This window comes from Pseudomonas sp. DR 5-09, from assembly GCF_001655595.1.
Classification (GTDB): Bacteria; Pseudomonadota; Gammaproteobacteria; order Pseudomonadales; family Pseudomonadaceae; genus Aquipseudomonas; species Aquipseudomonas pharyngis.
The window spans coordinates 5,791,711-5,807,313 of sequence record NZ_CP011566.1; the positions used below are offsets into that span (position 1 = coordinate 5,791,711).

The window sequence follows — 15,603 nt, forward strand, 5'->3', positions numbered from 1 at the left end:
ATACTTGCCTAGACTGATTCCCCATCAGCTACGCCTCGCGTTCCGCTTCGTTTAAGGCCCTTTTGCATGTCCGATCCTCGTTATCAGGTCGATGTCAGCGTCGTTACCCACTATCTGGCAGACCAATCGCAACCCGAGCACGACCGCTTCGCCTTCGCCTACACCATCACCGTACAGAATAATGGCGAGCAGCCCGCACGCCTGATGTCGCGTCACTGGGTGATCACTGACGGCGACGGCCATGTCGAAGAAGTCCGCGGCGCCGGTGTCGTTGGCCAGCAACCACTGATCGACTCAGGCAAAAGCCACACCTACAGCAGCGGCACGGTCATGACTACCAAGGTCGGCACCATGCAAGGCACTTACGAAATGGTTGCCAGCGACGGCAAACATTTCGACGCAATCATCAAGCCCTTCCGCCTCGCCGTCCCCGGAGCCCTGCACTGATGGCGACGTATGCCGTGGGGGACCTGCAAGGCTGCCTCGAACCGCTGAAATGCCTGCTCAAGCAGGTTGCGTTCGATCCGGCGATCGATCGGCTGTGGCTGGTCGGCGACCTGGTCAACCGTGGCCCGCAATCGCTGGAAACCCTGCGTTTTCTATATGGCATGCGTGAATCGCTGGTTTGCGTGCTGGGCAATCACGACCTGCACCTGCTGGCGGCCGCTAAAAAGATCGAGCGCCTGAAAAAGTCCGACACCCTGCGAGAGATTATCGAAGCCCCCGACGGCCCGGTGCTGATGGAGTGGTTGCGTCAGCAAAAGCTGATGCACTACGACGAAGTGCGTGATGTCGCCATGGCCCACGCCGGCATCCCGCCGCAATGGTCGCTGCGGCGCGCTCTGAAGTGCGCCGCCGAAGTCGAAACCGCCCTGCGCGACGACAATCTGTTTCCCGCCTACCTCGACGGCATGTACGGCAACGAACCGGCGAAGTGGGACAACGATCTCAAAGGCGTCACCCGCCTGCGAGTCATCACCAACTATTTCACGCGCATGCGCTTCTGCACCGCCGAAGGCAAGCTTGACCTCAAGAGCAAGGAAGGCCTCGACACCGCGCCACCGGGGTATAAGCCCTGGTTCCAGCACAAGGAGCGCAAGACCAAAGGTCTGCGGATCATCTTCGGTCACTGGGCGGCGCTGGAAGGCAATGTCCATGAGCCAGGCATCTGCGCACTGGACACCGGTTGTGTCTGGGGCGGCAGTCTGACCCTGATGAACGTCGACAGCGGCGAACGCCTGTCATGCAAATGCGATGAGCATGGAGGCATTGCCCCAACCGTCGCACCACTTATCCCCGAAACTTCGCCAGTCAGCGTCCCGCGTTAGACTGCGCTATCAGCCGAGCAACAGGAACCCGCCATGAGCGAATTCAAACGTATTCCCCCGGAGCAGGCCCAGGCCCTGCGCGAGCAAGGTGCAGTCGTGGTCGACGTTCGCGACCCGGCGACCTTCGCCGCCCTGCACATCAGCGGCTCGAAGCATCTGGATAATCATTCCCTGCATGCGTTCATCCAGGGCGCCGACCTCGATGCTCCGACCGTCGTGGTCTGCTATCACGGCAACTCGAGCCAGGGTGCTGCGGCGTACCTGGTGAGCCAGGGCTTCTCCGACGTCTACAGCATGGACGGCGGCTTCGAACTGTGGCGTACGACTTTTCCTTCGGAAACCGCGCAAGGCACCTCCGAATAATTTTTTTGTAACGCGCAGGCCCCGGCTCCCGTGGGCCTGCGCCGGCAGACGAACGGTCTTGCCACAACTAATTACGTATCTCGCCTTTACCTCCCGAATTCCCAACTATCCTTAAGCCCAGGCCATCCAAAACAGGGGAGAGCCGGTACACCGGCGCACGGGTCATCGGGAGTGACTTTCAAGGTTGTCGACCGCGAAAGTGTTCTGGGGGGTAAACAATCAGCTGCCACAGCGGCTGCTTGCCAGCATCGACTGAGTGATCCGGCGTCGGCTCCACGTATCGAGCGAGGTGACGTCATGAGTATCTTTAGCCACTTCCAACAACGCTTCGAGTCCACACGCCAGGAAGAATTCTCCCTGCAGGAGTACCTGGAACTGTGCAAAAAGGATCGCAGTGCCTACGTTTCCGCCGCCGAGCGTCTGTTAATGGCCATCGGCGAACCGGAACTGCTCGACACCTCGACCAACTCGAGGCTGTCACGAATCTTTTCCAACAAGGTGATCCGCCGCTATCCGGCCTTTGAAGACTTCCACGGGATGGAAGAATGCATCGACCAGATCGTGTCGTATTTCCGGCATGCGGCCCAGGGCCTGGAAGAGAAGAAACAGATCCTTTACCTGCTCGGCCCCGTCGGCGGTGGTAAATCGTCCCTGGCCGAGAAGCTGAAACAACTGATGGAAAAAGTGCCCTTCTATGCCATCAAGGGCTCGCCGGTATTCGAATCGCCTCTGGGCCTGTTCAACGCCACCGAAGATGGCGCGATCCTCGAGGAAGACTTCGGCATTCCACGGCGCTACCTGAACACCATCATGTCGCCATGGGCCACCAAGCGCCTGGCCGAATTCGGCGGCGACATCAGCCAGTTCCGCGTGGTCAAGTTGTACCCGTCGATCCTCAACCAGATCGCCGTGGCCAAGACCGAACCGGGTGACGAAAACAACCAGGACATCTCCGCACTGGTGGGCAAGGTCGATATCCGCAAACTCGAAGAGTTTCCGCAGAACGACGCCGACGCCTACAGCTACTCAGGTGCGCTGTGCCGGGCCAACCAGGGCCTGATGGAATTCGTCGAGATGTTCAAGGCACCGATCAAGGTGCTGCATCCGTTGCTGACCGCCACCCAAGAAGGCAACTACAACAGTACCGAAGGCCTGGGAGCGATTCCTTTCACCGGGATTTTGCTGGCTCACTCCAACGAGTCGGAATGGCACACCTTCCGCAACAACAAGAACAACGAAGCCTTCATCGACCGGATCTACATCGTCAAGGTGCCGTACTGCCTGCGGGTCAGTGACGAAGTGAAGATCTACGACAAGCTGCTGTTCAACAGCTCCCTGTCCAAGGCCCATTGCGCGCCGGACACCCTGAAGATGCTGGCGCAGTTCACCGTGCTGTCACGCCTGAAAGAGCCGGAAAACTCCAACATCTACTCCAAGATGCGCGTGTATGACGGCGAAAACCTCAAGGACACCGATCCGAAGGCCAAGTCGATCCAGGAGTACCGCGATGCAGCGGGCGTCGACGAGGGCATGAACGGTCTGTCGACCCGGTTCGCGTTCAAGATCCTGTCCAAGGTCTTCAACTTCGACCCGCACGAAATCGCCGCCAACCCGGTGCACCTGCTCTATGTGCTGGAGCAGCAGATCGAACAGGAACAGTTCCAGGCAGAAACCCGCGAACGCTATCTGCGCTACCTGAAAGAGTACCTGGCACCGCGTTATATCGAATTCATCGGCAAGGAGATCCAGACCGCCTACCTCGAGTCTTACAGCGAGTACGGCCAGAACATCTTCGACCGCTACGTGCTGTATGCGGACTTCTGGATTCAGGATCAGGAATACCGCGATCCGGAAACCGGCGAGATCCTCAACCGCGTCGCCCTCAACGAGGAGCTGGAAAAGATCGAAAAACCGGCCGGCATCAGCAATCCGAAGGATTTCCGCAACGAGATCGTCAACTTCGTGTTGCGCGCCAGGGCCAACAACAACGGCAAGAACCCGACCTGGCTCAGCTACGAAAAACTGCGGGTGGTCATCGAGAAGAAAATGTTCTCGAACACCGAGGACCTGCTGCCAGTCATCAGCTTCAATGCCAAGGCCAGCAAAGAGGATCAACAGAAACATAACGACTTCGTTACACGAATGGTCGAACGCGGCTACACCGACAAACAGGTACGACTGCTCTCCGAGTGGTATCTGCGGGTCCGGAAATCGCAGTAAAGCAGCTGCAAGCTACAAGCTTCGAGCTGCAAGTAAAAAGCGCATGAGCCTGATGCCAGGGCATATGCCTGCACTTGCGGCTCGCAGCTCACTACTTGAAGCTGCCCGGAGGGCCTCCTATGAGCTATGTGATCGACCGACGTCTCAATGGCAAGAACAAGAGCACGGTGAACCGTCAGCGCTTCCTGCGGCGTTACCGTGACCACATCAAGAAGGCTGTCGAAGAGGCGGTCAGCCGGCGTTCCATTACCGATATGGAGCACGGTGAGCAGATCAGCATTCCCGGTCGCGATATCGACGAGCCGGTGCTTCACCATGGTCGCGGCGGCAAGCAGACCGTGGTCCATCCCGGCAACAAGGAGTTCACCGCCGGCGAACATATTGCCCGTCCGCCGGGAGGCGGAGGTGGCCGTGGGCCAGGCAAGGCCGGCAACTCCGGCGAAGGCATGGACGAGTTCGTCTTCCAGATCACCCAGGAAGAATTCCTCGAATTCATGTTCGAGGACCTCGAACTGCCCAACCTGGTCAAGCGCAACCTGACCGGCACCGACACCTTCAAGACGGTACGTGCGGGGATCAGCAACGAGGGCAACCCGTCGCGGATCAACATCATCCGTACCCTGCGTTCGGCTCATGCACGGCGCATTGCGTTGTCGGGCAGCAGCCGCGCCAAATTGCGGGAAGCCAAAGAGGAGTTGGCTCGGCTGAAACGGGAAGAGCCGGACAACTTCGGCGATATCCAGGATCTTGAAGCAGAAATCGAGCGACTCAGTGCGCGTATCCATCGCGTGCCTTTTCTCGATACCTTCGATTTGAAATACAACCTGCTGGTCAAGCAACCCAATCCCAGCTCCAAAGCCGTGATGTTCTGCCTGATGGACGTTTCCGGCTCCATGACCCAGGCGACCAAGGACATCGCCAAGCGCTTCTTCATCCTGTTGTACCTGTTCCTCAAGCGGAACTACGACAAGATCGACGTGGTGTTCATCCGCCACCACACCAGCGCCCGGGAAGTGGACGAAGAAGAGTTTTTCTATTCCCGCGAGACCGGCGGCACCATCGTTTCCAGTGCACTCAAGCTGATGCAGGAGATCATGGCCGAGCGCTACCCGAGCAACGAGTGGAACATTTACGCCGCCCAGGCTTCCGACGGCGACAACTGGAACGACGACTCGCCGATCTGCCGCGACATCCTGATCAACCAGATCATGCCATTCGTGCAGTACTACACTTACGTGGAGATCACCCCGCGCGAACATCAGGCCTTGTGGTACGAGTACGAGCGCATCGCCGAAGCCTTTTCCGACACTTTTGCCCAGCAACAACTGGTCTCGGCCGGGGATATCTATCCGGTCTTCCGTGAACTCTTCCAGCGCAGGTTAGTGACATGACCGCCAAAGAGCAGAAGCGCCAACCCATTTCCACCGGCTCGGAATGGACATTCGAGCTGATCCAGACGTACGACCGTGAAATCGCCCGTATCGCGGCCCGCTATGCCCTGGATACCTATCCCAACCAGATCGAAGTGATCACCGCCGAACAGATGATGGACGCCTATGCGTCGGTCGGCATGCCGCTGGGCTATCACCATTGGTCCTACGGCAAGCACTTCCTCAGCACCGAAAAATCCTACAGTCGCGGACAAATGGGGCTGGCGTACGAGATCGTGATCAACTCGGACCCGTGCATCGCCTACCTGATGGAAGAAAACACCATCTGCATGCAGGCGCTGGTGGTTGCGCATGCCTGCTACGGCCACAACAGCTTCTTCAAGGGCAACTATCTGTTCCGCACCTGGACCGACGCCAGTTCGATCATCGATTACCTGGTGTTCGCCAAGCAGTACATCATGCAGTGCGAAGAGCGCCACGGCATCGATGCCGTGGAGGATCTGCTCGACTCCTGCCATGCCCTGATGAACTACGGCGTCGACCGCTACAAGCGTCCGTATCCGATTTCCGCCGAGGAAGAGCGGCGCCGGCAGAAGGATCGCGAGGAGCACTTGCAGAAACAGATCAACGACCTGTGGCGCACCATCCCCAAAGGCGCGGACAAATATAGCGACAAGGACAACGCACGCTTCCCGGCCGAACCGCAGGAAAACATTCTGTATTTCATCGAGAAACACGCCCCGCTGCTGGAACCCTGGCAGCGCGAGATCGTGCGGATCGTGCGCAAGATCGCCCAGTATTTCTATCCACAGCGCCAGACCCAGGTGATGAACGAAGGCTGGGCGACGTTCTGGCACTACACGCTGATGAACGACCTGTACGACGAAGGCCTGGTGACGGACGGCTTCATGATGGAGTTCCTGACGTCCCACACCAGCGTGGTGTTCCAGCCGGGGTTCGACAGCCCGTATTACAACGGCATCAACCCCTATGCCCTGGGCTTTGCGATGTATCGAGACATTCGGCGCATGTGCGAAGAACCTACGGAAGAAGACCGTCGCTGGTTCCCGGACATCGCCGGCAGCGATTGGTTATCGACCATCAAGTTCGCCATGAGCAGCTTCAAGGATGAGAGTTTCATCCTGCAGTACCTGTCCCCGAAGGTGATCCGCGACCTGAAGCTGTTCAGCATCCTCGATGACGACCAGAAGGACGATCTGCTGGTACCGGCGATCCATGACGAGGGTGGTTACCGGATCATTCGCGAAACGCTCGCCGCGCAATACAACCTGGGTAACCGCGAGCCGAACGTGCAGATCTACAGCATCGATCGCCGCGGCGACCGCTCGCTGACCCTGCGCCACCAGCAACACGACCGCAAACCGCTGGGCGATTCCACCGAAGAGGTCCTCAAACACCTGCACCGACTGTGGGGCTTCGACATTCACCTGGAGACCCTGCAGGGCGACCAGATCATGAAGACCCATCATGTTCCGCCCCGCAGCGAGCACAGCGAGGGGGACTACGGTCGACTCGACCTGGCCGTCATTCATCTTTGATCCCGTTCAGGCCTCCGAAAGTCCGGCGCAAGGGTTATCCTGTCGGGCCAACGGAGGTTTTTTATGCAGATTTACAAGGTCGGCGGTGCGGTACGTGATCGCCTGCTGGGCAAACCGGTCACCGATATCGATTGGGTGGTGGTCGGCGCGACCACGGAAGAAATGCTTGCCAAGGGATTTCGCCCGGTCGGCGCGGATTTCCCGGTGTTTCTTCACCCGAAAAGCGGCGAGGAGTACGCCCTTGCCCGCACCGAGCGCAAGAGCGGTCGCGGTTATGGTGGCTTCACCTTTCACGCCAGCCCGGAGGTCACGCTTGAAGAAGACCTGATCCGCCGTGACCTTACGATCAACGCCATGGCCGAAGACGATCAGCAAAACCTGACGGATCCCTATCATGGCCAGCGCGATCTCGAAGAACGGATTCTGCGTCATATTTCCCCGGCGTTTGCCGAAGATCCACTCAGGGTTCTGCGTGTTGCGCGCTTTGCTGCCCGCTACGCGGAGCTCGGTTTCAAGGTGGCGCCCGAGACCCTGGAGCTGATGCGTCAGCTCAGCGAATCGGGCGAACTGGAAGCTCTTACCGCCGAACGCAGCTGGAAAGAGATTTCCCGCGCACTGATGGAAGATCAGCCCCAGGTATTCATTCAGGTACTGCGCGATTGCGGCGCCTTGAAGGTGCTGATGCCAGAAGTCGACGCCTTGTTCGGCGTACCACAGCCGGAAGCCCATCACCCGGAGATCGACAGCGGCATTCACACCCTGAGCGTGCTCGAGCAATCGGGCCTGCACAAGCAACCGCTGACCGTGCGCTGGGCCTGCCTGCTGCACGACCTCGGCAAAGGCCTGACGCCAGAGGCGGAATGGCCACGACATATCGCCCATGAGCACAAAGGCCTGATATTGATCAAAGCGGTCAACGAACGCTTCAAGGCACCGAAGGACTGTCAGGAGTTGGCCTTGCTGGTCGGCCAATATCACACCCACGGGCATCGCGCCCTGGAGTTGAAAGCGTCGACTTTGCTTGAGTTGCTGCAAAGCTTTGACATTTACCGTCGACCACAGCGTTTCGAAGAATTTATCGCCGCGTGCGAGATGGACGCCCGAGGCCGCAAAGGGCTTGAGCAGCGCAGTTATCCACAGGCCGATTACCTGCGCGGTGCGGCCAATGTGGCGCGCAGCGTGGCGGTACAGCCGTTGCTGGAGAAGGGATTCAAGGGCCCGGAACTGGGCGAGGCACTCAAGCGCGAACGGCTCAAGGCGTTGAAGGCTTACAAGGAGTCGGCAGCTTCTTGATATCAGGTGATCCGCCCTCGTGAGGACGGATCAGGCAGTTCAACGCATGCCCAAAGGCGTGAGCTGAGCACCGCGCCACTCAAATCCGACCGGTACAAGCACCTGATCGATCTGAGCCTCGGCCCACAATGTCGCAAAGCTTTTTCCCACACCAGGATGCACCCGATCCGGCGCAATCAAAGACAGCGGCCACAGCACAAAGGCATTTTTCAGGATTTCAGCCCGAGGCAGGACCAGTCCATCGAAGTTGCCCGCCAGATCGCCGTACAGCAGCACGTCGATATCCAGCGGCAAGCCCTTGCGATCCGGCGCATAACGGCCATTGTCCGCTTCAATGAATTTCAAGCGGCGATCCAGTTCGATCAACGGCAGATCCGTAAAAGCCGACACCACGAAGTTGAAGAACGGCCCGCTCTTGATCCCCACCGGCTGGCTTTCGAACACAGGCGAACAGCGGATATCCACCAGAAACGTGGACAAGGCATCCAGACCGGCCTGCAAATGGGTTTCGCGCTCGATATTGCTACCGAGCCCGAGATAGACCTGGGTCAGCGACATCCGCGCTCGATCTCCACACCCACGCCACCCTTGGCGGCCGGTACGGCACCTGGCTTGGTCAGCTTCAGGCGCACCCAGGTGATCTTGAATTCACTCATCAGCACTTCAACCAGACGTTCGGCGAAAGTCTCGACCAGTTGATACTGGGATTGCTCGGCAAAGGCCTGGATCCGCGTGGACACACTGGCGTAATCGAGCGCCAGGGTCAGGTCGTCACCGGCGGCGGCCGGCCGATTGTCCCAGGCGAAGCTCAGATCAAGACGCAGGCACTGTCGGATGCCGCGCTCCCAGTCGTAGGCACCGATCACGGTGTCGACTTCCAGGCCCTCGATAAACACTCTGTCCAAGCACTTCTCTCCGCTGCACGACAAGGGCGCAATGCGCCGTTAGAATCAGGGCGTCCTCGCCCGGAATAGTTAGCATGTTTTGGTTACTGGCGATCCTCGCCTACCTGCTCGGCTCTCTGTCCTTCGCCATTTTGCTCAGCCGCCTGACCGGAAATCCGGATCCGCGAATGAGTGGCTCGGGTAATGCCGGCGCCACCAACATGCTGCGCCTGGCCGGACGCAAACTCGCGATCCTGACCCTGCTGGGTGATCTGTGCAAAGGCCTGCTGCCGGTGCTGATCGCTTCGGCTGTAGGCCTTTCGCTGCAGGATCAGGCGTGGATCGGCGTCTGCGCCGTGATCGGTCACCTGTTCCCGTTGTACTTCCGTTTTCGCGGCGGCAAGGGCGTCGCTACAGCGGCCGGCATGTTGCTGGGCCTTTATCCACCCGCCGCGCTGTTGGCCGTGTGCGCCTGGCTGCTGACGTTCTATCTGACCCGCACCAGTTCGCTGGCGGCGCTGATCGCCACACCCCTGACTCTGCCACTGCTGGCGTGGCAGGAACCGGCAGCGTTGTTGCCGATGAGCACGCTGACACTGCTGATCGTCTGGCGCCACCGGGGCAATCTACGCGACCTGTTCGCCGGGCGCGAACGGCATTTTTAAATACCGCACGTGAGCGCCGCTCATTACAGCGCCGACAGTTGCTCCATTGGCCAGCGCGCCTGCACGCTGATCGCCAGGCTTTCCTGCTGACCGGCCTGCAAACGCTGGCAGCCGGCAAACGCGATCATCGCGCCGTTATCGGTGCAAAACTCGGGACGGGCATAAAACACATCGCCCTTCATGTCGCCGAGCATTTTCTCCAGCGACACACGCAGGGCCTTGTTGGCACTGACGCCGCCGGCGATCACCAGACGCTTCATGCCGGCCTGCTTCAAGGCCCGTTTGCACTTGATGGTCAAAGTCTCCACCACGGCCTGCTGGAACGCCAGCGCGATGTCGCAACGGGCTTGCTCGCTGTCGTCCCCGGCGCTGACGCATTGCTGCCAGGTGTTGAGAGCGAAGGTCTTCAGGCCGCTGAAGCTGAAATCCAGGCCCGGGCGATCACACATCGGACGCGGGAAGGTGAAACGTCCTGCGACGCCCTTCTCTGCGAGCTTGGCGATTTCCGGTCCGCCAGGATAATTCAGGCCCATCATTTTGGCAGTCTTGTCGAAAGCTTCGCCCGCCGCATCGTCCAGCGTCTCGCCGAGGAGGCTGTATTGGCCGATGCCATCGACCTGAACCAGCTGCGTATGACCACCGGACACCAACAAAGCGACGAACGGGAACTCCGGCGGTTTTGGCTCCAGCATCGGCGCCAGCAGGTGGCCTTCCATATGGTGCACGCCGAGCGCCGGAATGCCCCAGGCAAACGCCAGCGCCTGGGCGCAGGAAGCCCCCACCAGCAGCGCCCCAACCAGGCCGGGACCCGCGGTGTAGGCGATGGCGTCGATCTCGGTCGGTACGCAGTCAGCCTCGGCCAGCACCTGACGAATCAGGGGCAGCATGCGCTTGACGTGATCGCGCGAGGCGAGCTCCGGCACCACGCCGCCATAGACGCGGTGCAGGTCGATCTGGCTGAACAGCGCGTCGGCCAGCAGACCGCGCTCACTGTCGTACAAAGCGACGCCGGTTTCGTCGCAGGAAGTTTCTAATCCCAGTACTAGCATGGGTTTGCGCCTTGTTTAGGCTGAATTCGAAGGCGCGCATAATAGTCGCCGCGTGATGCCCCGACCAGCGGTTTTCGATCAGAGGCTTTGCATTCCGAGCGATGAGGGGTTAACATCCGCAACCCTTAAAAACCGACGTCTTCAAGTGCTCTTTTGCCGCGAGGATGTTGACCCCGGTAATGAATGAAGGTAGCTCTGGATGCCAGCCGTCAAAGTTAAAGAGAACGAACCCTTCGACGTAGCTCTGCGTCGTTTCAAGCGCTCCTGCGAAAAAGCCGGTGTACTGGCTGAAGTTCGTAGCCGCGAATTTTACGAGAAGCCAACTTCTGAGCGTAAGCGCAAGGCAGCTGCTGCTGTTAAGCGTCACGCCAAGAAAGTTCAGCGCGAACAGCGCCGCGCCGTTCGTCTGTACTAATACACAGACGATCGTAGCAAGCTTCTGCCAAGCCCGGCCCTCAGCCGGGCTAATGGCATTTGCGTAAAACGCTTGATGCTTCACCGTCGAAGCCGCAGATGCGACCGAGACAAACCCGCTTCACCGCGTCAGGCCTGGCTCTTTTGCCAGCGGTGCACGTCTTTTCTGACGAGCCTTTCAAGGCTACTGACGAGCACACCCACTGATTCCTCTTTCGACGATCAGCCCAAGGCACCTGCTTGCGTGCCCGCTTCATGAGCTATCCGAGGCCGATTACCAGCCGTCAGCGGATTCAGCGCAACATTTTCGAATAGTCGAAGACTGATGATTACTAACGTCAGTGGATTTTCGGCAGATACACTTCCCGACAGCGATTACGCAAACGACACCGGTCGAGCCGCCCCACGTGCGCGCATCACTCATTGACCCGCGTCTGGCCGCCTTTCGCATCGGATCCATTACAGCGCAGACGAGAACGCCATGGCCGGGCTGATTCCCCAGAGCTTCATTGACGACCTTCTGAACCGCACCGACATCGTCGACGTGGTCAGCTCGCGCGTGCAATTGAAGAAGGCCGGCAAAAACTACACCGCCTGCTGCCCGTTCCATAAAGAGAAAACCCCGTCGTTCAGCGTCAGCCCCGACAAACAGTTCTATTACTGTTTCGGCTGCGGCGCCGGCGGTAACGCCCTCGGTTTTCTGATGGATCACGATAACCTGGACTTCCCCCAGGCCGTCGAAGACCTCGCCAAAGCCGCCGGCATGGAAGTCCCACGGGAAGAAGGCGGTCGCACGAACAAACCGCGCCAGCCGACCGACTCGCCACTTTATCCACTGCTCACCGCCGCCGCCGACTTTTATCGACAGGCGCTCAAGAGCCATCCGGCACGCAAGGCGGCAGTGGATTACCTCAAGGGGCGCGGCCTGACCGGCGAAATCGCCCGGGACTTCGGCCTCGGATTCGCCCCACCGGGTTGGGACAACCTGTTCAAACACTTGAGCAGCGACACCTTGCAGCAGAAAGCCATGATCGATGCCGGCCTGCTGATCGAAAACGCCGAAACCGGCAAACGCTACGACCGCTTTCGCGATCGCGTGATGTTCCCGATCCGCGACACCCGTGGACGGATCATCGCTTTCGGTGGACGAGTGCTCGGTGACGACAAGCCGAAATACCTGAACTCGCCGGAAACCCCCGTGTTCCATAAAGGCCAGGAACTCTACGGCCTCTACGAAGCACGCAAGAACAATCGCAACCTCGACGAAATCATCGTCGTCGAGGGCTATATGGACGTCATCGCCCTGGCCCAGCAAGGCCTGCGCAATGCCGTCGCGACATTGGGCACCGCCACCAGCGAAGAACACCTCAAGCGCCTGTTTCGCGTCGTGCCGAACGTACTGTTTTGCTTTGACGGCGACCAGGCTGGCCGCAATGCCGCCTGGCGCGCACTGGAAGCCACACTGCCCTGCCTGCAGGACGGGCGCCGTGCACGCTTTCTGTTTCTGCCTGAAGGCGAAGACCCGGATACGTTGATTCGCGCCGAGGGCACTGACGCCTTCCGCGCCCGGATCAATCAGCATGCACAGCCGCTGGCGGACTACTTCTTCCAGCAACTGACCGAAGAAGCCGACCCGCGCTCGCTGGAGGGCAAGGCCCACATGGCCACCCTCGCAGCACCACTGATCGACAAGGTCCCCGGCGCCAATCTGCGCATCCTGATGCGCCAGCGCCTGAGCGAGATCACCGGCCTGAGCAGTGAAAGCGTCAGCCAGCTGGCCCAGAGCGCGCCGCAGGAAGCACCGCCCGCCTACGACCCGGGCATCGACTATGACGCCATGCCGGACTACAGCGACTACCATCAGCCGCAGGCACAGGACATGTATGTGCCGCAGCAGGAATGGACGCCGAAGAAACCCGGTGCCGGCGGCAAGAAATGGGACAAGAAACCGTGGGACAAGAATGGCAAGCGTGGCGGCGATCGCGACCAGCCCCGTGCCCCGCGCGTGCCGGCCGCCGTCGAACCACCGACCCTGGCCGCCCTGAGAACCTTGCTGCATCACCCGCAACTGGCGGAGAAAGTCGAGGACGCCGGGCACTTCGCGGACGAGAACCAGACCAACGCACAACTGCTGGTGGCACTGCTCGAAGCCGTACAGAAGAATCCCAAGCTAAACTCATTTCAGTTGATCGCGCGATGGCACGGAACCGAACAGGGCCGCTTGCTAAAGGCGCTGGCGGAAAAGGAATGGCTGATTGACGGAGACAACCTTGAACAACAGTTTTTCGACACCATTACTAGCTTGTCAGCCCGCCAACGCGAGCGAAATCTGGAACAACTGCTCAGGAAAGCGCGTCAAAGCGAACTGAGCGCCGAAGAGAAAAATCAACTGCGCGACCTTTTAAGTCGCAATGTTTCCGCATCAAACCCGACCTCAACTGGCGCGTGAGGTCATAGCTCAGGTATAATCCTCGGCTTGTTTTTTGCCCGCCAAGACCTTCAGTGGATAGGGTGTTATGTCCGGAAAAGCGCAACAGCAGTCTCGTATTATTGAGTTGATCAAACTGGGTCGTGAGCAGAAGTATCTGACTTACGCCGAGGTCAACGACCACCTGCCCGAGGATATTTCAGATCCGGAGCAGGTGGAAGACATCATCCGCATGATTAACGACATGGGGATCCCCGTACACGAGAGTGCTCCGGATGCGGACGCCCTTATGCTGGCCGACGCCGATACCGACGAGGCCGCTGCGGAAGAAGCAGCCGCTGCGTTGGCGGCGGTGGAGACCGATATCGGTCGCACCACCGACCCGGTGCGCATGTACATGCGTGAAATGGGTACGGTCGAGCTTCTGACTCGTGAAGGCGAAATCGAAATCGCCAAACGCATCGAGGAAGGCATCCGTGAAGTGATGAGCGCCATCGCGCACTTCCCTGGCACGGTTGACCATATTCTCTCCGAGTACACTCGCGTCACTACCGAGGGCGGTCGCCTGTCCGACGTTCTGAGCGGTTACATCGACCCGGACGACGGCATTGCGCCGCCTGCCGCCGAAGTGCCGCCGCCGATCGACGCGAAAGCGGCGAAAGCCGAAGAATCCGACGACGATGACGACGCCGAAGCTTCCGATGACGAAGAAGAAGCCGAAAGCGGTCCGGATCCGGTCATTGCCGCACAGCGCTTCGGTGCTGTCGCCGACCAGATGGAAATCACCCGCAAGGCCCTGAAAAAGCACGGTCGTCACAACAAGGCGGCAATTGCCGAACTGTTGGCCCTGGCCGAGCTGTTCATGCCGATCAAACTGGTGCCGAAGCAATTCGAAGCCCTGGTCGAGCGTGTTCGCAGTGCCCTGGATCGTCTGCGTCAGCAAGAGCGCGCGATCATGCAACTCTGCGTACGTGATGCACGTATGCCTCGCGCCGACTTCCTGCGCCAGTTCCCGGGCAACGAAGTCGACGAAAGCTGGTCCGACGCCCTGGCCAAAGGCAAGAGCAAGTACGCCGAAGCCATTGCTCGCGTGCAACCGGACATCATCCGTTGCCAGCAGAAGCTGACCGCGCTGGAAACCGAGACCGGTTTGACCATCGCCGAGATCAAGGACATCAACCGTCGCATGTCGATCGGTGAGGCAAAAGCCCGCCGCGCGAAGAAAGAAATGGTTGAAGCAAACTTGCGTCTGGTGATCTCCATCGCCAAGAAGTACACCAACCGTGGCCTGCAATTCCTCGATCTGATCCAGGAAGGCAACATCGGTCTGATGAAAGCGGTGGACAAGTTCGAATACCGTCGTGGTTACAAGTTCTCGACTTATGCCACCTGGTGGATCCGTCAGGCGATCACTCGCTCGATCGCCGACCAGGCCCGCACCATCCGTATTCCGGTGCACATGATCGAGACGATCAACAAGCTCAACCGCATTTCCCGCCAGATGCTGCAGGAAATGGGTCGCGAACCGACCCCGGAAGAGCTGGGTGAACGCATGGAAATGCCTGAGGACAAGATCCGCAAGGTATTGAAGATCGCCAAAGAGCCGATCTCCATGGAAACCCCGATCGGTGATGACGAAGACTCCCATCTGGGTGACTTCATCGAAGACTCGACCATGCAGTCGCCAATCGATGTCGCCACTGTTGAGAGCCTGAAAGAAGCGACCCGCGAAGTGCTGTCCGGCCTTACTGCCCGTGAAGCCAAGGTACTGCGCATGCGTTTCGGTATCGACATGAACACCGACCATACGCTCGAAGAAGTCGGCAAACAGTTTGACGTGACCCGCGAGCGGATCCGTCAGATCGAAGCCAAGGCGCTGCGCAAGCTGCGCCACCCGACGCGAAGCGAGCATCTGCGCTCCTTCCTCGACGAGTGATACCAGAACCCCCGGCCCAGGCCGGGGGTTTTGTTTATATGGCAGATTAAATACTCAGCTCCGCCCTCCCCCG

The 15,603-nt window shown here is 59.4% G+C and carries 14 protein-coding genes; 11 read left to right on the top strand and 3 right to left on the bottom strand.

Features of this window, described 5'->3' with window-relative positions; all coding sequences use genetic code 11:
- The first annotated feature begins 66 nt into the window (after window positions 1–66).
- From apaG to PDR5_RS26170, 7 genes are all read left to right on the top strand, one after another.
- Complete coding sequence (gene apaG, locus PDR5_RS26140; RefSeq protein WP_039768081.1) at window positions 67–447, top strand: Co2+/Mg2+ efflux protein ApaG; 381 nt, start codon at window positions 67–69, stop codon at window positions 445–447.
- Window positions 447–1,328, top strand: a complete 882-nt coding sequence (locus tag PDR5_RS26145) for a symmetrical bis(5'-nucleosyl)-tetraphosphatase (RefSeq protein ID WP_064599837.1) — start codon at window positions 447–449, stop codon at window positions 1,326–1,328. Before apaG ends, PDR5_RS26145 begins: the two co-directional genes overlap by 1 nt.
- Window positions 1,329–1,361: 33 nt before the next feature.
- Window positions 1,362–1,691 (top strand): thiosulfate sulfurtransferase GlpE, encoded by a 330-nt coding sequence (glpE, locus tag PDR5_RS26150; RefSeq protein WP_007959911.1) that lies wholly within the window; start codon window positions 1,362–1,364, stop codon window positions 1,689–1,691.
- Between the two features lie 297 nt (window positions 1,692–1,988).
- A complete protein-coding gene (locus PDR5_RS26155; protein ID WP_064599839.1) occupies window positions 1,989–3,911 on the top strand; it encodes a PrkA family serine protein kinase in 1,923 nt (640 codons plus the stop codon).
- 119 nt (window positions 3,912–4,030) lie between these two features.
- The gene (locus PDR5_RS26160; protein ID WP_064599841.1) at window positions 4,031–5,302 is read left to right on the top strand and encodes a YeaH/YhbH family protein; all 1,272 of its coding nucleotides are present in this window, start codon (window positions 4,031–4,033) and stop codon (window positions 5,300–5,302) included.
- Window positions 5,299–6,861 (top strand): SpoVR family protein, encoded by a 1,563-nt coding sequence (locus PDR5_RS26165; RefSeq protein WP_064599843.1) that lies wholly within the window; start codon window positions 5,299–5,301, stop codon window positions 6,859–6,861. The genes PDR5_RS26160 and PDR5_RS26165 overlap by 4 nt, the downstream gene beginning before the upstream one ends.
- Before the next feature lie 63 nt (window positions 6,862–6,924).
- Complete coding sequence (locus PDR5_RS26170) at window positions 6,925–8,154, top strand: multifunctional CCA addition/repair protein (RefSeq protein WP_064599845.1); 1,230 nt, start codon at window positions 6,925–6,927, stop codon at window positions 8,152–8,154.
- Between the two features lie 39 nt (window positions 8,155–8,193).
- Here PDR5_RS26170 and folK read toward each other — a convergent pair whose 3' ends face one another.
- On the bottom strand, window positions 8,194–8,712 hold the full coding sequence (folK, locus tag PDR5_RS26175) for a 2-amino-4-hydroxy-6-hydroxymethyldihydropteridine diphosphokinase (RefSeq protein WP_064599847.1): 519 nt from the start codon (window positions 8,710–8,712) through the stop codon (window positions 8,194–8,196).
- Window positions 8,703–9,059, bottom strand: a complete 357-nt coding sequence (gene folB / locus PDR5_RS26180) for a dihydroneopterin aldolase (RefSeq protein ID WP_064599849.1) — start codon at window positions 9,057–9,059, stop codon at window positions 8,703–8,705. Before folB ends, folK begins: the two co-directional genes overlap by 10 nt.
- 74 nt (window positions 9,060–9,133) lie before the next feature.
- Here folB and plsY point away from each other — a divergent pair, with 74 nt between their 5' ends.
- A complete protein-coding gene (gene plsY, locus PDR5_RS26185) occupies window positions 9,134–9,703 on the top strand; it encodes a glycerol-3-phosphate 1-O-acyltransferase PlsY (RefSeq protein WP_064599851.1) in 570 nt (189 codons plus the stop codon).
- A 23-nt stretch (window positions 9,704–9,726) separates the two neighbouring features.
- Here the strand turns inward: plsY and tsaD are convergent, their stop codons facing one another.
- Window positions 9,727–10,752 carry a tRNA (adenosine(37)-N6)-threonylcarbamoyltransferase complex transferase subunit TsaD gene (gene tsaD, locus PDR5_RS26190; protein ID WP_039768071.1) on the bottom strand — a complete coding sequence of 342 codons (1,026 nt, stop codon included), beginning with the start codon at window positions 10,750–10,752 and terminating at the stop codon, window positions 9,727–9,729.
- Between the two features lie 199 nt (window positions 10,753–10,951).
- Between tsaD and rpsU the strand changes: the two genes are divergently transcribed.
- From rpsU to rpoD, 3 genes are all read left to right on the top strand, one after another.
- Window positions 10,952–11,167, top strand: a complete 216-nt coding sequence (gene rpsU, locus PDR5_RS29530) for a 30S ribosomal protein S21 (protein WP_002551877.1) — start codon at window positions 10,952–10,954, stop codon at window positions 11,165–11,167.
- A gap of 480 nt (window positions 11,168–11,647) precedes the next feature.
- The gene (dnaG, locus tag PDR5_RS26200) at window positions 11,648–13,615 is read left to right on the top strand and encodes a DNA primase (RefSeq protein WP_064599853.1); all 1,968 of its coding nucleotides are present in this window, start codon (window positions 11,648–11,650) and stop codon (window positions 13,613–13,615) included.
- Window positions 13,616–13,682: 67 nt separating this feature from the next.
- Entirely contained in the window at window positions 13,683–15,530 is a 1,848-nt protein-coding gene (gene rpoD, locus PDR5_RS26205; RefSeq protein ID WP_039768067.1) for an RNA polymerase sigma factor RpoD, read from the top strand.
- Window positions 15,531–15,603 lie beyond the last annotated feature (73 nt).